Origin of the sequence: Claveliimonas bilis (assembly GCF_030296775.1) — a bacterium.
Classification (GTDB): Bacteria; Bacillota; Clostridia; order Lachnospirales; family Lachnospiraceae; genus Claveliimonas; species Claveliimonas bilis.
Genome location: NZ_AP027742.1, coordinates 2,461,506 through 2,479,678, shown reverse-complemented (window position 1 = coordinate 2,479,678; position 18,173 = coordinate 2,461,506). Strand labels below are relative to the sequence as shown.

Here is an 18,173-nt window from a genome sequence, read left to right as displayed (position 1 = left end):
TTTATTTTTTATCGGCAGTATGTGCATTTGTAAAAAGAGGATAGCTTTCTACAAACGAGGTAAAGGAGCGGATGGGCGGATAGTCCAGAAGCTCCTTTAATGTTACATAGTAAATGGGGCGGGAAATGCGGGGCTTAAGCGGCAGGATGCGGCATGCAGGATTTTGCAGTTTCCGGGCAATGGAGCGGGAAGCAAATCCTACGGCAAGTCCCTGTGAAGCAAGCTGCATGACAAGATCAGACTGGCTTGTCTCGCATAAAACATTGGGCGATATATTATTTTGCGCAAAAAGCTGTTCCATATTTTGGCGGAATGCGGAAGCTTTGGCGGGCATAATGATCTTTTCCTCCTTCAGATCCTGTATTGTCAGGGAGGATTTGGAAGAGAGAGGATTTTGGGCAGATAAAATGACCATGTATCGGTCATCCATCAATTGTTGGTAGTATAAATCTTCTTCTGCCAGGATATTGTCTGTGCTAATGACAAAAGCCGCATCAATTTCTCTGGATGAGAGCATTTTCAGAAGCGTATTGCTTCCTTCTACTTTAAGGTGATAGGTGATATGGGGGTAGCGTTTATGATAGTCTGTAATCACGCTGGATAGACCCAGATATCCGGCGATCCAAAGCATGCCGATGCGAAGAGTGCCACTTTGCTGCAGACTGTATTTTTTCATGGTATCAGACAGCTGATCTACCCGATTAAGGATACGCTGTGCCTGAATGACAAATTGTTCGCCGGCATCTGTCAAAGTAACAGATTTGGAATGGCGGATAAAAAGCGGAATCCCAAGTTCCTTTTCCAGATTGCCGATCTGCTGGGAGAGGGAGGGCTGGGAGATAAAAAGGCTTTTGGCAGCGGCAGAAAAGCTGTTTTTCTCTGCTGCTGCAAGAACATAACGCATTTGCTGAAGCTGCATAAGGCAGTTCTCCTTTCATATATGATATAGGAAAATCCTATCGATACTATAATATATCAATAGTTTACAAATGGCAATAACGGTACTATATTAATAATGTAATGTTTTAACGCTTCAAAGAAATAAAGCGTAAAAGGAATGAGAGGAGAATTGATATGCAGACAAAAAAGAACACAAAAGCAAACATTTTCTTAGTCCTGGCGCTTGTTGTCATCATAGGTTCACGGTTTATGCCAAAGATGGCCGGGTTGTCCAGCGACGCATGGGCGGTGCTTGGCGTATTTTTTGGATCACTGATCATGTGGATCGGCATTTCCATTGACTGGCCGAGTATGATCACGCTTCTGGCTTTAGGTTTGATTCCGATTTTCGGATTTTCAGGAACTTTTGCAGGGGCATTCGGAAATACGACAGTTGCCTTTCTTTTATTTACCTTTATGCTGGTATATCCGCTTTCTAAGACCAATTTTGTACGACGCTGTACTATTTACTTTATTACTAACAGAATTGCAAGAAAGGGACCATGGTATTTTATCTGCTTCCTGCTTGCAGCAGTTACTTTTATGGGGCTGTTCATTTCTCCATCTGTATTGTTTGTAGCATTTATGCCGTTCCTGGAAGATATTTTCCAGGTGCTTGAACTGAAAAAGGGAAGCAAGGTTGCGAATGTGCTCATGATGGGAACTGCATTCTGTATCAGCCTTTCTTCCGGTATGACTGCAATCGGACATGTATGGCCGACTATGGCGATCGGATATTACACATCAGCCACTGGAAATGACGTGAATCAGTTCCAGTATATGGCAATGGGAATCCCAACAGGAATTATCCTGATTGTTATTTTAATTTTAATCTTTAAATTTATTTACCGTCCGGATGACGCAGACACCATCAAGCCGGACAAGGCAATGAGCCTTAGAGGAACGGTGCCTGCAGCAGATTTCAAGGAGAAGGTAATCCTTGGTGTTATGCTTCTTACCGTGCTTCTGTGGGTTGCTCCAAGTCTTGTAAAAGGCGTATGGCCCCAGTTCTATGAAACAGTAAACGGCTGGTCTACCGCAATGCCTCCGCTTCTTGGATGTATCCTTCTGTTTGTCATCCGCGTAGACGGCGAGAGCATTATGAACTTCAGAGAAACTGCAAGCAAAGGCGTACTCTGGGGAAGCGTGCTGATGACAGCGGCAGCGACACAGCTTGGTTCCTGCCTGACAAACGAAGATGTGGGAATCAGCGCATGGCTGACAGGAGCGCTGGAACCGCTGACAGGAAATCTCCCGGTGATCGGACTGATCCTGTTCTTCATGACATGGGCGGTTGTTGAGACAAACTTCTCATCCAACATTGTTACGACAACAGTGGTAAGCGCAGTGGCTTTATCTGTTCTTACAGCTCTTCCGGAAGGAAGTGTCAATGTGGGAGTTGTAGTATGCATGGTAGGATTTGCGGCAGCAATCTGCAATATGACTCCGGCAGGACAAAGTACAGTAAATACAGTTGCCATCGGTTCAGGATGGACCGATACAAAATCCATGTTTATCTGGGGAGGACTGTTTGCGATAGCAGGCATTCTTGTATTAAGCTTTATCGCATATCCTCTGGGATCACTGTTTATTTCATAATAAGCTGAATGTATCTGACAGCGGCATAAGGGGTGAAAATCCGCTTTGCCGCTGTTTTGAACAGGAAATAAAATATCTGTAAATTAAGAAGAAAAGGAGAACAGATCAGTGAAACGAGAGTATCAGTTTGATGTAGCTGTGGCAGGGGCCGGAACAGCCGGAACTGCAGCAGCGGTAGGTGCGGCTTTGGCAGGGGCAAAGACAGTTCTTATTGAGCGCAGTCCCTATCCGGGTGGGGAGGCTACTCACTCTGGCGTGGCGGCTTTCTGCGGATTTTATACCTGCGGGGGAGATCCGGTTAAGGCGGTAGCAGGAGTTGGAGAGATGATCTTAAAAGAAATGGAAGAACTGGATCCCTCTTCGATCAACTATATTGTTTCGGCAACAGGAAACAAAAATATTAATTTTCATCCTGAATATCTGAAATGTGCAATGGATAATGTACTGGAAAAGGCAGGAGTAACCTGTCTTCTTCACACAAGAGTAACTGGAGTGAAGATGCAGAACGGACAGATGACTGCGCTGGAATGTACGGATGATGAAGGGACATTTTCCATTCAGGCAAAAACATTTGTGGATGCCACGGGAGATGCGGCGCTGGCTCATCTGGCAGGAGCTGAGACCATCTGGGGAGGAGAGGATGGCACCGTCCAGGCGGCGACATTGCCGTTCCGGTTAAGCGGCGTGGACACCTCCTGTGATCTGTCTCCGGCTGCCGTGGAAAAAGCAGTGATCAAGGCAAAAGAAGAAGGGATTCCGAATCTTTCCAAAGAAAAAGGATTTATCCTGAAAAGGGAGGGATCAGATCAGGTGGCAGTTCTCCTGCCAAGCGTAATGCCAAAGTCATTAGACTGCCGGGAAATGACCGCTATGGAGCAGGAGACAAGAAAGCAGGTACTTTCCTATGTGAAAGCGTTGAAAAAATATCTTCCGGGAATGGAAAACAGTGAATTGTCTGTGATCGGGCCTTCTATCGGATTTCGGGAGACCCGCAGGATCAAAGGGCGTAAAGTGCTGACAGCAGACGATGTGCTTTCCAGAAAGAAATGTGAAGACGGCGTGGCAAGAGGCGGATGGAAGCCGGAAATCCATAAAAGCGCCGACAAAATGGCAACCTATATAGATGTAAAAGAAGGAAGCTGGTTTGACATTCCTCTTGGCGCGCTTCAGTGTGAGTCTGTGGAAAACCTCTATGGGGCGGGAAGAATGATCTCGGCGGACGAGGCTGCCTTTGCGGCGGTCCGTGTGATGGGAACCTGCTTTGCAACCGGGCACGGTGCCGGCGTGGTAGCGGCAGTGCAGGCTTTGCAGGGAGAAGCGGACATCAGGAAAATAAGGGAAGAGCTGGTAAAACAGGGAGCTCTCATTTAGAACCCGGCAGATAAGGACGGAAAACACAAGACAATAAGAGAATAGGAGTGATCAAATGACATTAGATGAGATTCGCGTGGAAATCGATGCAGTAGATACACAGATGAAGCCTTTGTTTTTAAAAAGAATGGAATGCGCAAAACAAGTAGCAGAAGCAAAGGCAAAAACCGGCGGCGACGTTTTCGTGCTGGAAAGAGAGCTGTCCATCATTGAGAAGCGGGCAGGAGATGTGGATAAAGAGGTTTATGATGAGTATGTGGCGTTCCTTCGCCATCTGATGAGCGTCAGCAGAAGATACCAGTATGGGATCCTTACCGGGATGCAGGATAAAGTTTTAAGCAGTGCCGAGAAGGAGGCAGGCATAGATGAAGCGGCGTCTCACAGCCAGGTAGAGATTGCATTTACCTGTCCGAAAGATACAAGTGATCTGAACCTGTATATCAATATGACAAAATTAAACGGGGTGGAGATTGACGCTATGTCCCTGGAAACAGCGGACGGTGTGCAGAACATTCGCATAGTGCTGGATGGAAATTTAAGAGAGGAGAAGATGAGAAGGCTTCTCTGTCAGATTGGAAAGGAAGCGGAAAACTTCCATCTCGTGGGAATAAAATAAGATGAAAATGAGGAAGGACTTTCTTGCTGCAGCCGGGATTTGCCAGGCGAAAGCTAAAAGTCCTTCCTTTTTTGTTTAGACAGGAAACTCTGTTCCAGAGTGGCTATCTGCACAATTTTTCATAGGCGATCCGGGGATCGCCGTCTTCCGGTCCGCCGCAGAGCGTAATATTGCCGCAGCGGATAAAGCCGGATTTTTCCAGCGCCTTTTGCATGGACAGGTTCTGCTCGTGGGTATCAATGCGGATACTCTCCATACCCTTTTGGACAGCCAGATCTTCTACAGAAGAAAACAGCAGGGAAGCGTATCCTTTTCCGCGAAGATCGGCATCGACAGCCATACGGTGAATGGTGGCGTAAGATGCGTTATCTCCTGTCAGCCAGCTTCCGTTGGAAATATGAAGATAGGCCGGCTCTTCTGCAAAGGTGACGGCGCACAGAGCCACTACTCTGTCATGGTCTGTCAGAACATATCCGATCCCGTTTCCAATATCAGAAACGAGAAGTTCCCGGTTGGGATATCCTTTTTGCCACTGCGGAATACCTTGGGCTCCAAGTCCCCGGACAGCGTCCTTTATTATTTTGTCCATTGCATCTACATCGGCGGTTGCAGAATGTCTGAATGTGATCATACTAATTCCCCTTTTGTAAAATGATTATAATTTAGTATAACATATGAACAGGAACTTTGGGAAAGAGTAAATTGAACGAGATTATCTTCCTTATTTACGGGAAAACTGTTATAATATAATGCTGAACAGAAGCGTCGGCATGCATCGGCACCGGCGGCAGTAACGATAGAAGAATGGAGAGTTGGATATGAAAACAGAAAATTGCAAAGCTTATGAACTGCTCCGGAAAGAAGAACTGAAAGGGATCAAATCCACAGGATATCTTCTGAAACATAAAAAGAGCGGAGCAAGAGTTCTTCTTGTAGAAAATGATGATAACAACAAGGTATTCAGTATCGGTTTCAGGACTCCGCCCTCTGACAGTACAGGAGTGCCCCATATCATGGAACATTCTGTTTTGTGCGGATCAAGAAATTTCCCGGCCAAGGATCCCTTTGTGGAACTGGTGAAGGGATCTCTGAATACGTTTTTGAATGCAATGACCTATCCTGACAAGACCGTATATCCGGTGGCAAGCTGCAATGAGAAGGATTTCCAGAATTTAATGCATGTCTACATGGATGCGGTACTGTACCCTAATATATACCAGCATGAGGAAATTTTCCGCCAGGAAGGATGGAGCTATAAACTGGATTCCAAAGAGGATAAGCTTTCTTACAATGGTGTGGTTTACAATGAGATGAAAGGAGCTTTTTCCTCTCCGGAGGGTGTGCTGGACCGGGTGGTATTAAATACGCTGTTCCCGGATACCTCTTATGCTAATGAATCCGGCGGTGATCCGGAATTTATTCCGGATCTGACCTACGAGCAGTTCCTTGATTTCCACAGAACTTACTATCATCCTTCCAACAGCTATATTTACCTGTATGGCGACATGGATATGGAAGAGAAATTGAACTGGCTGGATCAGGAGTATTTGAGCCGGTATGATGCAGCGGATGTAGATTCGGAAATCCGTCTGCAGAAGCCTTTTGAGGAGATGGTGGAAAAGGAAATTCCTTACTCTATTGCAAGCGAAGAGCCGGAGGAGGAAAATACCTATCTTTCTTATAACAAAGTCATCGGAACAAGCCTGGATAAAGAGCTTTATCTGGCGTTTCAGATTTTGGATTATGCGCTTTTGTCCGCACCGGGAGCTCCTTTGAAAAAAGCGCTGACAGATGCAGGCATTGGAAAGGATATTATCGGGTCCTATGATAATGGCATTTACCAGCCTGTTTTTTCCGTCATCGCAAAGAACGCGGATCCGGAGCAGAAGACGGCATTTGTAGATACCATTGAAACGGTGCTGAAGAATATTGTGAAAAACGGTATGGACAAAAAGGCGCTGGAAGCCGGGATCAACTATCATGAGTTCCGGTACAGAGAAGCAGATTTCGGCGGTTACCCGAAAGGGCTTATGTACGGTCTTCAGATGATGGACAGCTGGCTCTATGATGGGAATGAGCCGTTTATGCATATTGAAGCTCTGGACACTTTTGAATTTTTGAAAAATCAGGTGGGAGGCCGCTATTTTGAAGAGCTGATCCAGACTTATCTTCTTAACAATACCCACGGCGCTGTTGTGGTAGTAAAGCCGGAGAAAGGACGGACAGCCCGCATGGACCGGGAACTGGATCAGAAGCTCCAGGCTTACAAAGACAGCCTGTCTGAGGAAGAAAAAGAGGCGCTTGTAAAGCGCACAAAGGATCTGGAAGAATATCAGTCTGCCCCGGATAAAGAAGAAGATATTCAAAAAATACCGGTTCTTAAAGTCAGCGATATTTCCAGGGAAATCGAACCTATCAGAAATGAGGAAATGAAACTTGGGAACATTCCGGCTGTGTTCCATGATATTGACACAAACGGTATTGGTTATGTAGAGGTGATGTTTGATCTATCCGGAATACCTGAAGAGAAGCTGCCTTATGTGGGAATCCTGCAGTCCGTGCTTGGCATTATTGACACAGAGAATTATGAGTACGGAGAACTGTTTAACGAGATCAACATGCATACAGGCGGAATCGGAACTTCTCTGGAACTCTATAATGATGTGACTCACATCCGGGAAAAAGAATTTAAGGCTACATTTGAGATAAAGGCGAAAGCTCTTTACAGTCAGATGCCTGTGGCATTTTCCATGATGGGAGAGATCCTGACGGCGTCCAAGTTGAACGATACGGCAAGGATCCGGGAGATTTTGGCTATGCTGAAATCCCGGCTTATGATGAAGTTCCAGTCCTCCGGGCATACAACGGCGGCTCTTCGTGCGCTGTCCTACGCATCCCCGTCAGCAAAGCTCAAGGATATGACAAACGGAATAGAATTTTATCAGACAGTGGCGGAGATCGAAGAACATTTTGAAGAGAAAAAGGAAGCTCTTTCCCAGGAACTTCAAAATCTGGCAGGACAGATTTTCAGGGCAGATAATATGATGATAAGTTACACGGCTGAAAGAGAAGGTCTGGAAGGCCTTGCAAAGCTGACGGAAGAGCTGGCGGCAAAACTGCCGGAAGGAGAAAAAGAAGAGACAGCCTGCGTGATCCACTGTCAGAAGAGGAATGAAGGTTTCAAGACAGCGTCCAAGGTTCAGTACGTGGCCCGTACAGGGAATTTCATCGATCATGGCGCGTCTTACACCGGAGCGCTGCAGATCCTGAAGGTGATATTAAGCTATGATTATCTGTGGCAGAATATCCGTGTAAAAGGCGGAGCTTACGGCTGTATGAGCAATTTTAACCGCATTGGAGAAGGGTATATGGTATCTTATCGGGATCCGAATCTTCGCCGTACCATGGATGTCTATGAAGGCGTGGTGGAATACCTGGAGAACTTTACAGTCAGCGACCGGGATATGAATAAATATATCATTGGAACCATCAGCAACCTGGATCAGCCTATGACGCCTGCTGCAAAAGGAGACCGCTCCATGAATCTGTACATGAACCATGTCAGCGAGGAGATGATCCGAAAAGAAAGGGCAGAAGTTCTGGATGCGAAACAGGAGGATATCCGCGCACTGGCAGCGGTTGTGAAGGCTATGCTGTCAGCAGAGCAGATCTGTGTTATCGGCGGAGAAGATAAGATAGAAGAAAACAAAGAGATGTTTGACTGTGTGACAAGATTTTAACGGGGGACGTAACACTTTTAAACTTTACTACGTCCCAAATTGCAAAGGAGAATCTATGACAGAGAATTTTAAATCAGGTTTTGCGACTCTGATCGGCCGTCCCAACGTGGGGAAATCCACGCTGATGAACTATCTGATCGGCCAGAAGATCGCCATAACTTCCAATAAACCGCAGACAACGAGAAATCGTATCCAGACAGTGCTTACAACAGAAGAAGGGCAGATCATTTTCGTGGACACTCCGGGTATCCACAAGGCCAAAAACAAGCTGGGAGAATACATGGTCAATATTGCGGAGCGTACGCTGAATGAGGTGGATGTGGTGCTGTGGCTTGTGGAACCCAGCACATTTATCGGCGCCGGCGAAAAGCATATTGCACAGCAGCTGGAAAGAGTAAAAACTCCTGTGATCCTGGTCATCAATAAGGTGGATTCAGTGAAAAGAGAAGAGGTATTTGCCTCAATTGCCGCTTACAAGGATCTCTATGATTTTGCGGAGATCGTGCCGGTTTCTGCAAGAAGCGGAGAAAATACGAGGGAACTTTTGAAAGAGATTTTCAAATATCTTCCTTATGGGCCGCAGTTTTACGATGAAGACACGGTGACAGACCAGCCGGAGAGACAGATTGTTGCGGAATTGATTCGGGAAAAGGCGCTGCACTGTCTCAATGAAGAGATTCCTCATGGAATTGCAGTGACGATTGAGAGAATGCAGAAGACTCGGAAGCTGACGCACATAGATGCGACTATTATATGTGAGAGGGATTCTCACAAGGGGATAATTATTGGAAAACAAGGAAAAATGTTGAAAAAGATCGGCAGTACAGCCCGGTATGAGATTGAAAAAATGCTGGATTGTCAGGTGAATCTGCAGCTTTGGGTAAAGGTGAAAAAGGACTGGAGAGACAGTGAATTTCTGATGAAAAATTTTGGATACCGTGAAGATGAATAAAAGACAGCCGGCATGGGAGATTCTAACCTTATCAACACAGGATGAGGTGATAGAATGGAAGAAAGCTACTGGAACAAATTTATGGCATCGGGAACGGTGGAAGATTATCTTACCTATAAAGGGATGGAAATGTGCAGGCAGACAATAAACAAGTATTCCAGAGAAACGGCAGGAATGGAAAATGAGTCAGTCAAATCAGATAACCGTAATGGGGATGATTCTGTCGGCAGCTCCTATCGGTGAGTATGATAAAAGAGTTGTGATATTGACGAAAGAGAGAGGAAAGATCTCAGCCTTTGCCAGAGGGGCAAGGAAGCCGGGAAGTCCGCTGACCGGCGCGGTGAATCCTTTCTCTTTCGGAACGTTTACTGTATATGAGGGCAGGACATCTTATACGCTTGTGGCAGCTGATATTTCCAACTACTTTGCAGAACTTAGGGCGGATATAGAAGCGGCCTATTACGGTTTTTATTTTTTGGACATTGCTAATTATTACGGCCGCGAGGCCAATGATGAGACAATGCTTTTGAAGCTTTTGTATCAGACGTTCCGGGCACTTGTGAAAAAGACGCTGCCTGACCGTCTGATCCGGTACATATTTGAATTAAAGGCTATCGCTGTCAATGGGGAGGCGCCTCAGGTCTTTCAGTGTGTGATGTGCCAGAGGAATGATCAGCCGGCGGTGTTCAGTGCACTGAAAGGAGGACTTGTGTGCGAGTCCTGCCGGGGAAGTGTGCCGGACGGTATCCGGCTGAATCCGTCTACTGTATATACGCTCCAGTATATTATTAGTTCCAGTATAGAAAAGCTGTATACATTTACGGTGTCGGATGAGGTTTTAAAGGAACTGGGAATGGTGATGGAACGCTATATGGATATCTATGTGGACAGGCACTTCAAATCTCTGGATATTCTGAAGCAGATTACGGGCGAAAGCTAGGAAAAACGGGGGATTAGGCTTGAAAACTGCCCCATATAACGTTATAATATTGACATTATCCAGTATAGAAGGGAAGGTAGAGGAAAATGGTTGAAAAGACAATGGACAAAATCGTAGCGTTGGCTAAATCAAGAGGTTTTGTATATCCGGGGTCTGAAATATATGGAGGACTTGCAAACACATGGGATTACGGGAACCTGGGCGTAGAGCTGAAAAATAACGTAAAGAGGGCCTGGTGGAAAAAATTCGTGCAGGAAAATCCCTACAATGTAGGCGTTGACTGTGCGATCCTGATGAATCCGCAGACATGGGTAGCATCCGGACATCTGGGAGGTTTCAGCGATCCTTTGATGGACTGCAGGGAATGTCACGAACGTTTCCGTGCAGATAAGATGATCGAGGATTATGCACATGAAAATAATCTGGAAATCGGGGACAGCATTGACGGATGGAGTCATGAGAAAATGGAAACGTTTATCAAAGAGCACAATGTTCCCTGTCCGTCCTGTGGAAAGCATAATTTTACAGAGATCAGAGAGTTTAACCTGATGTTTAAAACATTTCAGGGTGTAACTGAGGATGCAAAGAGCACGGTGTACTTAAGGCCGGAGACAGCCCAGGGAATTTTCGTAAACTTTAAAAATGTACAGCGTACATCCAGAAAGAAGATTCCTTTTGGAATTTGTCAGATCGGAAAATCCTTCCGAAATGAGATCACACCGGGAAACTTTACCTTCCGTACAAGAGAATTTGAACAGATGGAACTGGAATTTTTCTGTAAGCCGGATACAGATCTGGAGTGGTTTGCATATTGGAAGAAATATTGTCTGGACTGGCTGTATTCTCTCGGCTTAAAGGATGAGGAAGTCAGATATCGCGATCACGAGAAAGAAGAGTTGTCTCATTACAGTAAAGCGACAACTGATGTAGAGTTCCTTTTCCCCTTCGGATGGGGAGAGCTGTGGGGAATCGCAGACAGAACAAACTTTGACCTGACACAGCATCAGAATGTTTCCGGACAGGATATGGCGTATTTTGATGACGAAACAAAGGAAAAATATATTCCATATGTCATTGAACCGTCACTCGGCGCTGACCGTATGGTACTGGCTTTCCTGTGCAGCGCTTATGATGAGGAAGAGCTGGAAGGCGGAGATACAAGAACAGTCCTTCGCTTCCATCCTGCTCTGGCGCCGATCAAGATCGGTGTACTTCCTCTTTCAAAGAAGTTAAGCGAGGGTGCAGAGAAGGTTTATACACAGCTTAGCAAGAAATATAACTGTGAATTTGATGAGCGTGGAAATATCGGAAAACGCTATCGTCGTCAGGACGAGATCGGTACGCCTTTCTGTGTTACTTATGATTTTGATTCTGAAGAAGACGGAGCAGTAACAGTGCGTGACAGAGACACCATGGAGCAGGAAAGAATCAAGATCGAAGATCTGGACGCTTACTTTGCTGAAAAGTTTGAATGGTAAAATAAAAAATATACAGGTACAAACAAGCCGGGTTCAGGAAAGGATCCGGCTGTTTTTGCGCATCCGTGATTTGAAATCTGACAAAAAAGAACCGCGCATCTCTATGCGCGGTTCAGATGATTCATATTCAGTTTTAAGATTAAGCGTTATTTTTTGGCACTGTGAAACGTGCTTCCGGTTTTCCTGTATAGTCTTCAGGATGAAGCCGTCTGTCGCGGAACTCTGCACACGCTGTATAAAGAACGTCTGTGGAAGAGTTGATACCTGTCTCACAGGAATCCTGGATAACGCCGATAATAAAGCCGACACCAACAACCTGCATTGCAATATCATTCGGAATACCGAACAGGCTGCAGGCAAGAGGAATCAGAAGCAATGATCCTCCGGCAACACCGGATGCACCTGCTGCACTGGCAGCCGCGAGAACACACATAATAAGGGCTGATCCAAAGGAAACTTGGATATCCAGTGTTGTAGCTGCTGCAAGGGCCATTGTGGAGATTGTAATAGCTGCTCCCGCCATATTGACTGTTGCTCCCAGAGGAATGGAAATAGAATATGTATCCTCGTCAAGGTTAAGCTTTTTACACAGTTCCATGTTAACAGGAATATTTGCAGCGGAACTTCTTGTGAAGAATGCAGTGATAAAGCTTTCTTTTAAGCATGTAAATACAAGCGGATATGGATTTCTTCTTGTACATACAAAGGTAACAAGCGGATTAACAACAAATGCAACAACTGCCATGCTGCCTACCAGGATAACGATCAGACGTCCGTACTCTACAAGAGCGCCCAGACCCTGCTCGGAAATTGTTGTGAAGATCAAGCCCATGATACCGAATGGAGCACAGCTGATAACCCACTGAACAGCTACAGATACGGCATCGGAAATATCTTCTAAAGCTTTTTTAGTACCCGGACCGGCTTTCTTTAAAGCCACACCGAAAATGATTGCCCATGCAAGAATACCAATGTAGTTCGCATTTACGATAGCATTTACCGGATTGTCTACCAGGTTCATTAAAAGATTTGTAAGAACCTCTACTACACCGCTTGGAGGTGTAACATCACCGGTATTTGTATTCTCTGCAAATGTCAGAGTAACCGGGAAGATATAATGTGCAACTACAGCTACAAGAGCAGCGAGAAGGTTACCGAGCATATACAGAACTACGATAGCCTTCATGTTGGTTTTCTGTCCTTCGCCCATATGGCATAATGCACTCATAACAAGGAAAAATACCAAGATTGGTGCAACACCACGAAGCGCCCCAACGAACAGATCACCGAGGATGGAAATTCCGGATGCCTGTGGAATAGTAAGTCCGAGAATGATACCAATGATCAGTCCTACAATAATTCGTTTTACAAGACTGATGCTGTTCCATTTTTTGATTGCATTTTTCATACTTTCTTCTGCAGATATATACGGATTTTATATCTGCAATTCCTCTCTTTCTCTCATTGATTTTGTTGTTAGGTTCCGTTTCCTGATAAATTATATTATCGCACAAATTTGGTAATAATGCCATAGAAAATTTAGATAAATAATAATTTAACAAAGTATTTTTGTGAAAAAGAGTAAAATATTAAAAAAAGTAGGATAAATTCTGTAAAAAGTGTAAAAAGCCAATTGTGGGAAAAACAAGCGAGTGATATAATAAAAAAAGAAATCTGTCAAGAGACAGGAAATTGGAGGTAGGTATATCATGGGAGAAAAAATGAATGATGGAATGATGTGGGCTCTCGTAAAAGAGAAGCCGGAAGAAGGGCTGTGGATGAAGCGTGTTCCGATTCCCGAGGTAGGACCGAATGATGTTAAGATTAAGATTCACAAAACAGCAATCTGTGGAACAGACGTACATATCTGGCAGTGGAATGACTGGGCACAGCACACGATTCCTATTGGACTTACAGCAGGTCATGAATACGTAGGAGAGATCGTGGAAGTAGGAGCAGGTGTACAGGGCTTTAAAATAGGAGATCTTGTATCCGGAGAAGGACACATTACCTGTGGAAAATGCCGTAACTGTCTGGAAGGCCATAAAGAGAACTGTAAAGATGCCAAAGGTGTGGGTGTAAACAGGAACGGTGCTTTTGCAGAGTATCTGGTAATCCCGTCCTCTAATGTATGGCCATGTAATCCTAATATCCCGGAAGAAATGTATGCGATTTTTGATCCTTTTGGAAACGCAACCCATACAGCTCTTTCCTACGATGTATTGGGAGAGGATGTCCTGGTGGCAGGAGCAGGCCCCATCGGTATTATGGCAGCAGCTATCGTGAAATTCTCAGGCGCAAGACATGTTGTAGTGACAGACTTTAATGAGTATCGTCTTGATCTGGCTAAGAAGCTGGGCGCTACAAGAGTAGTAAATCTTGGAAAAGAGAAACTTCCGGATGTGATGAAAGAGATCGGTATGACAGAGGGATTTGACGTCGGTCTTGAAATGTCCGGATCACAGGCTGCACTTCACGATATGATCCACAATATGAAGCACGGAGGAAAGATCGCGCTTCTCGGACTGCAGAGAACAGACGCCAAGGTGGATCTGGAGACAGTAATCTTCAACGGACTGAATCTGCGCGGTATTTATGGAAGAAAAGTGTGGGATACATGGTACAAGATGTCCACTATGCTGCAGGCAGGACTGGATATTTCCGGCATTATCACACATCACTTTGACATCAAGGACTTTGCAAAAGGATTTGAGGCAATGATTTCCGGAGAGTCAGGAAAGGTTATCCTGGATTGGTCACACATTAATGACTAGAGGGAAAACAGTCAGATCGTCTGACAGAATATAGTGCGGAGTAAAGCACTATACAAAATATGTGATGAAAACAGAAAAAGAAAAGGAGCGGAAAAAACAAAATGGCACGTAAAGACGATATTTTAAGTATTTATGCAAAAGAAGTGGAAGGAATCAAAGAGGCAGGGCTCTTTAAAGGTGAGGCTCCCTTTGTTTCTCCGCAGGGCGCAAAAGTAAAAATGGAAGACGGAAGAGAACTTTTGTGTATGTGTGCCAACAACTATCTTGGACTGGGAGATAATCCGAGACTGATCGAGGCTGCAAAGAGAACATACGATGAAAAAGGATACGGGGTTGCCTCTGTTCGTTTTATCTGCGGAACCCAGGATATTCACAAAAAACTGGAGAAGAAAATTTCAGATTTCCTGGGAACAGATGATACGATTCTTTATTCTTCCTGTTTTGATGCAAACGGAGGACTTTTTGAGACAATCCTTACAGCAGATGACGCAGTTATCAGCGACGAATTGAACCATGCATCCATTATCGACGGTGTTCGCCTGTGTAAGGCAAAAAGATTCCGTTATAAAAACAATGATATGGAAGATCTGGAAGCAAAACTTAAGGAAGCAGACGAAGCTGGCGCAAGAATTAAGCTGATCGCAACAGACGGAGTATTTTCCATGGACGGTATTATCTGTAACCTGCAGGGAGTATGTGATCTGGCAGATAAATACAATGCACTTGTTATGGTTGATGACAGCCATGCAGTAGGATTTGTCGGAAAGACAGGACGCGGAACTCCGGAATACTGTGGTGTACAGGGACGTGTAGACATCATCACAGGAACACTTGGAAAAGCACTTGGAGGAGCATCCGGCGGATACACATCCGGACGCAAAGAGATTATTGATCTGCTTCGTCAGAGAAGCCGCCCGTATCTGTTCTCCAACTCACTGGCACCGGCGATTGCTGGAGCAAGTATTGAGCTGTTTGATATGCTTGATGAGAGCACAGAGCTTAGAGATCATCTGGAAGAAGTAACAGCATATTACAGAAATCTTCTTGTAGAGAACGGATTTGATATTATTCCGGGAACTCATCCTTGCGTACCGGTAATGCTGTATGATGAGAAAACAGCGGCAGAATTCGCAAAACGCATGATGGACAAGGGAGTTTATGTTGTGGCATTCTCCTATCCGGTAGTACCGAAGGGAAAAGCAAGAATCCGTACCCAGGTATGCGCAAGCCACACAAAAGAAGATATCGATTTCATCGTAAAATGCTTCAAAGAAGTAAGAGAGGAAATGGGATTGAAATAATAATTTGGGACGTAACACTTTTCAAAAGTGTTACGTCCCAAATTAGAAAAAGTGGTGTGCATTTTTGCAAAATACCCTGTGCAAAAATGAAGGAAGGGATATTTTGCGAAGAAGAAAAGAGAGTAGTACCGGTTTCTATCACGTTGTTGTAAAAGGGATTGCACGGGAAAGAAATTTTAGTCAAACGCGGGAAAAGAAGTATTTTAGATCAATTATTAGAAAGCATCTGAAAAATTATGATGTAAAGATCTATGCATATTGTATTATGTCTAATCATGCTCATATTATGATATGGGCGGAAATTCAGGAATTGTCATTTTTTATGGCCAGGGTCTTGGCTGAATACGCAAATTATTACAATTACAAACATGACAGAAACGGACATGTGTTTCAAAACAGATTTACCAGTGAGTGTATTGAGGACGAGAATTATTTCTGGAATTGTCTCAGATATATTCATATGAATCCGGTAAAAGCAGGTATGGCAAAAAAGGCCGCAGATTATAAATACAGCAGTATAAAAGAATATTTTGCAGAGGAGAAAATGCTGATACATGAAGAGGCGGTAAGGTTTATAAGAAACCGGTTCGGAGAATTTCATATCTTTGAAGCTTTCCATCAAGGAAGAAAATATGAAGTGTTTGAGGATGTTAAGGAAGAAATAGAACAGCAGAGAATTGACATAGCTGAAATGATGGCACATGAATTGTGTGAAAAGAACAAATTTGATTTCTGTATTCAAGTCTTTGAAGAAAAAGCGGTTCGAGAAGAATATCTTAAAAAAATTCAGCAGACACTAGATGTATCGTGTCGTAAATCCCAGGAGATATATTCAAAAATAAGAAAAAAGATGAAGAGCAAATGACAAAAAAACGCAGGGTATTTTGCAAAAATACACACCACTTACATTAAATGGGGACGTAACACTTTTTAAAAATGTTACGTGTACAATTAACTTACATGTACAAAAAAACCGGTATGTGTTATGATATACGTATTGATTTTAGAGTGAAGGAGTGACATCTATGGAAAGAAATAACGCATGGCTCACCTATTCCGCTCAGGATATGGAGGGGCTTGAAAGAATCAATTCTTCGTATAAAGCTTGTCTCGACGAGGGAAAGACCGAGCGGGAATGTGTGGCAGTAGCGCACCGTATGGCACAGGAAAAGGGATTTAAAGATCTGAAGGATGTGATCCGCAGTGGGGAACCGTTGAAAGCCGGGGACAAAGTGTATGCGGTATGCATGGATAAGAGCATTCTTTTATTTCATATAGGAAGAAAGCCCCTTCAGGAGGGTATGAATATTCTGGGTGCACACATTGACTCTCCGCGAATCGATGTGAAGCAGAATCCATTATATGAAAATGAAGAACTTGCCTACCTGGATACTCATTATTACGGCGGTATTAAAAAATACCAGTGGGTAACTCTTCCGCTGGCTCTCCACGGGGTTGTGGTAAAAAAGGATGGAACGACGATTCCTATCCGCATCGGGGAAAAGGACGATGATCCGGTGTTTGCCATCACAGATCTTCTGGTCCATCTGGCGGGAAAACAGTTGGAAAAGAAAGCTAACATCGTGATCGAAGGAGAAAAGCTGGATCTTTTGATCGGAAGCCGTCCGGAGAAGGCAGATGAGACAGAAGATGCAGATAAGGAAGAAAAAGCAGCTGCAAAGGATGCAGTAAAAAGCCAGATCATGAAGCTTCTCAAAGAAAGCTATAATATAGAAGAAGAGGACTTTTTCTCCGCAGAGCTTGAGATCGTTCCGGCTGGCAGAGCAAGAGACTGCGGCCTGGATCGCAGCATGATCATGGCCTATGGACAGGATGACAGAGTTTGTGCCTTTACTTCACTTTTTGCAATGTTGGATGTGGAGAACCTTGAAAAAACGGCATGCTGTATTCTTGTGGACAAAGAGGAAATTGGAAGTGTAGGCGCAACTGGAATGCATTCCCGGTTCTTTGAAAATACGGTGGCAGAGATTGTGGCTCTTACGGAAGGCGAGTCGGAGTTGAAAGTACGCCGTGCCCTGCAAAATTCAAAAATGCTCTCATCGGATGTCAGTGCAGCCTATGATCCTATGTTTGCGGAAGTGTTTGAAAAGAGAAGTTCTGCATTTTTTGCTAAGGGTCTGGTGTTCAACAAGTTTACCGGAAGCCGCGGAAAGAGCGGGTCAAATGATGCAAACGCAGAATATCTGGCACAGATCCGGCAGGCTATGGATAAAAGAAATGTAGCATACCAGTTTGCGGAGCTTGGAAAGGTTGACGCCGGCGGCGGTGGAACAATTGCTTATATCATGGCAAATTACGGTATGGAAGTGATCGACAGCGGAGTGGCGGTTCTCTGTATGCATGCACCATGGGAGATTACAAGCAAGGCGGATGTGTATGAGGCATACAAAGGATACATGGCATTTATAGAAGAAATGTAAAAGCGCCGCCTGTTGGCAAGCA

At 44.5% G+C, this 18,173-nt stretch carries 15 protein-coding genes and 1 pseudogene; 13 read left to right on the top strand and 3 right to left on the bottom strand.

Annotation, left to right across the window (positions count from 1 at the left end; translation table 11 throughout):
* Position 1 precedes the first annotated feature (1 nt).
* Positions 2 to 919, bottom strand: coding sequence for a LysR family transcriptional regulator (locus tag R2J37_RS12035; RefSeq protein ID WP_316265226.1), 918 nt, complete (start codon positions 917 to 919; stop codon positions 2 to 4).
* Positions 920 to 1,074: 155 nt separating this feature from the next.
* Between R2J37_RS12035 and R2J37_RS12030 the strand changes: the two genes are divergently transcribed.
* From R2J37_RS12030 to R2J37_RS12020, 3 genes are all read left to right on the top strand, one after another.
* Positions 1,075 to 2,538 (top strand): SLC13 family permease, encoded by a 1,464-nt coding sequence (locus R2J37_RS12030; RefSeq protein ID WP_316265224.1) that lies wholly within the window; start codon positions 1,075 to 1,077, stop codon positions 2,536 to 2,538.
* A 108-nt stretch (positions 2,539 to 2,646) separates the two neighbouring features.
* Positions 2,647 to 3,909: an FAD-dependent oxidoreductase gene (locus tag R2J37_RS12025; protein WP_316265222.1), complete on the top strand. Its 1,263-nt coding sequence runs from the start codon at positions 2,647 to 2,649 to the stop codon at positions 3,907 to 3,909.
* 55 nt (positions 3,910 to 3,964) lie between these two features.
* Positions 3,965 to 4,525, top strand: coding sequence for a chorismate mutase (locus tag R2J37_RS12020; protein ID WP_316265220.1), 561 nt, complete (start codon positions 3,965 to 3,967; stop codon positions 4,523 to 4,525).
* Between the two features lie 103 nt (positions 4,526 to 4,628).
* Here R2J37_RS12020 and R2J37_RS12015 read toward each other — a convergent pair whose 3' ends face one another.
* On the bottom strand, positions 4,629 to 5,156 hold the full coding sequence (locus tag R2J37_RS12015) for a GNAT family N-acetyltransferase (RefSeq protein ID WP_316265219.1): 528 nt from the start codon (positions 5,154 to 5,156) through the stop codon (positions 4,629 to 4,631).
* A gap of 187 nt (positions 5,157 to 5,343) precedes the next feature.
* Here R2J37_RS12015 and R2J37_RS12010 point away from each other — a divergent pair, with 187 nt between their 5' ends.
* From R2J37_RS12010 to R2J37_RS11990, 5 genes are all read left to right on the top strand, one after another.
* Complete coding sequence (locus R2J37_RS12010; RefSeq protein ID WP_316265218.1) at positions 5,344 to 8,265, top strand: insulinase family protein; 2,922 nt, start codon at positions 5,344 to 5,346, stop codon at positions 8,263 to 8,265.
* A 55-nt stretch (positions 8,266 to 8,320) separates the two neighbouring features.
* A complete protein-coding gene (gene era / locus R2J37_RS12005; protein WP_316265216.1) occupies positions 8,321 to 9,217 on the top strand; it encodes a GTPase Era in 897 nt (298 codons plus the stop codon).
* A gap of 54 nt (positions 9,218 to 9,271) precedes the next feature.
* On the top strand, positions 9,272 to 9,460 hold the full coding sequence (locus R2J37_RS12000; protein WP_230105464.1) for a hypothetical protein: 189 nt from the start codon (positions 9,272 to 9,274) through the stop codon (positions 9,458 to 9,460).
* Entirely contained in the window at positions 9,399 to 10,157 is a 759-nt protein-coding gene (gene recO, locus R2J37_RS11995; RefSeq protein ID WP_230105465.1) for a DNA repair protein RecO, read from the top strand. The genes R2J37_RS12000 and recO overlap by 62 nt, the downstream gene beginning before the upstream one ends.
* Before the next feature lie 86 nt (positions 10,158 to 10,243).
* The gene (locus tag R2J37_RS11990; RefSeq protein ID WP_230105466.1) at positions 10,244 to 11,635 is read left to right on the top strand and encodes a glycine--tRNA ligase; all 1,392 of its coding nucleotides are present in this window, start codon (positions 10,244 to 10,246) and stop codon (positions 11,633 to 11,635) included.
* A 139-nt stretch (positions 11,636 to 11,774) separates the two neighbouring features.
* Here R2J37_RS11990 and sstT read toward each other — a convergent pair whose 3' ends face one another.
* Complete coding sequence (sstT, locus tag R2J37_RS11985; protein ID WP_316265213.1) at positions 11,775 to 13,043, bottom strand: serine/threonine transporter SstT; 1,269 nt, start codon at positions 13,041 to 13,043, stop codon at positions 11,775 to 11,777.
* Between the two features lie 313 nt (positions 13,044 to 13,356).
* On the opposite strand from sstT, the gene tdh reads away from it, so the two are divergent.
* The 5 genes and pseudogenes from tdh (at position 13,357) to R2J37_RS11960 (ending at position 18,151) form a co-directional block, all read left to right on the top strand.
* Positions 13,357 to 14,409 (top strand): L-threonine 3-dehydrogenase, encoded by a 1,053-nt coding sequence (gene tdh / locus R2J37_RS11980; protein WP_316267040.1) that lies wholly within the window; start codon positions 13,357 to 13,359, stop codon positions 14,407 to 14,409.
* 101 nt (positions 14,410 to 14,510) lie between these two features.
* Entirely contained in the window at positions 14,511 to 15,710 is a 1,200-nt protein-coding gene (locus tag R2J37_RS11975) for a glycine C-acetyltransferase (RefSeq protein WP_230105468.1), read from the top strand.
* A gap of 64 nt (positions 15,711 to 15,774) precedes the next feature.
* Positions 15,775 to 16,164 (top strand): annotated as a pseudogene (locus R2J37_RS15225) (transposase); the annotation flags it as partial.
* 6 nt (positions 16,165 to 16,170) lie between these two features.
* On the top strand, positions 16,171 to 16,575 hold the full coding sequence (locus R2J37_RS11965; RefSeq protein WP_316267069.1) for a hypothetical protein: 405 nt from the start codon (positions 16,171 to 16,173) through the stop codon (positions 16,573 to 16,575).
* A 160-nt stretch (positions 16,576 to 16,735) separates the two neighbouring features.
* Complete coding sequence (locus R2J37_RS11960; RefSeq protein WP_316265210.1) at positions 16,736 to 18,151, top strand: aminopeptidase; 1,416 nt, start codon at positions 16,736 to 16,738, stop codon at positions 18,149 to 18,151.
* Positions 18,152 to 18,173 lie beyond the last annotated feature (22 nt).

What these genes read in the sequence shown, in the direction of transcription:
- R2J37_RS12035 (WP_316265226.1), bottom strand. Translation starts at nt 919, where the DNA reads ATGCAGCTTCAGCAAATGCGTTATGTTCTTGCAGCAGCAGAGAAAAAC.
- R2J37_RS12030 (WP_316265224.1), top strand. Translation starts at nt 1,075, where the DNA reads ATGCAGACAAAAAAGAACACAAAAGCAAACATTTTCTTAGTCCTGGCG.
- R2J37_RS12020 (WP_316265220.1), top strand. Translation starts at nt 3,965, where the DNA reads ATGACATTAGATGAGATTCGCGTGGAAATCGATGCAGTAGATACACAG.
- R2J37_RS12015 (WP_316265219.1), bottom strand. Translation starts at nt 5,156, where the DNA reads ATGATCACATTCAGACATTCTGCAACCGCCGATGTAGATGCAATGGAC.
- R2J37_RS12010 (WP_316265218.1), top strand. Translation starts at nt 5,344, where the DNA reads ATGAAAACAGAAAATTGCAAAGCTTATGAACTGCTCCGGAAAGAAGAA.
- era (WP_316265216.1), top strand. Translation starts at nt 8,321, where the DNA reads ATGACAGAGAATTTTAAATCAGGTTTTGCGACTCTGATCGGCCGTCCC.
- R2J37_RS12000 (WP_230105464.1), top strand. Translation starts at nt 9,272, where the DNA reads ATGGAAGAAAGCTACTGGAACAAATTTATGGCATCGGGAACGGTGGAA.
- recO (WP_230105465.1), top strand. Translation starts at nt 9,399, where the DNA reads ATGAGTCAGTCAAATCAGATAACCGTAATGGGGATGATTCTGTCGGCA.
- R2J37_RS11990 (WP_230105466.1), top strand. Translation starts at nt 10,244, where the DNA reads ATGGTTGAAAAGACAATGGACAAAATCGTAGCGTTGGCTAAATCAAGA.
- sstT (WP_316265213.1), bottom strand. Translation starts at nt 13,043, where the DNA reads ATGAAAAATGCAATCAAAAAATGGAACAGCATCAGTCTTGTAAAACGA.
- tdh (WP_316267040.1), top strand. Translation starts at nt 13,357, where the DNA reads ATGAATGATGGAATGATGTGGGCTCTCGTAAAAGAGAAGCCGGAAGAA.
- R2J37_RS11975 (WP_230105468.1), top strand. Translation starts at nt 14,511, where the DNA reads ATGGCACGTAAAGACGATATTTTAAGTATTTATGCAAAAGAAGTGGAA.
- R2J37_RS11965 (WP_316267069.1), top strand. Translation starts at nt 16,171, where the DNA reads ATGAATCCGGTAAAAGCAGGTATGGCAAAAAAGGCCGCAGATTATAAA.
- R2J37_RS11960 (WP_316265210.1), top strand. Translation starts at nt 16,736, where the DNA reads ATGGAAAGAAATAACGCATGGCTCACCTATTCCGCTCAGGATATGGAG.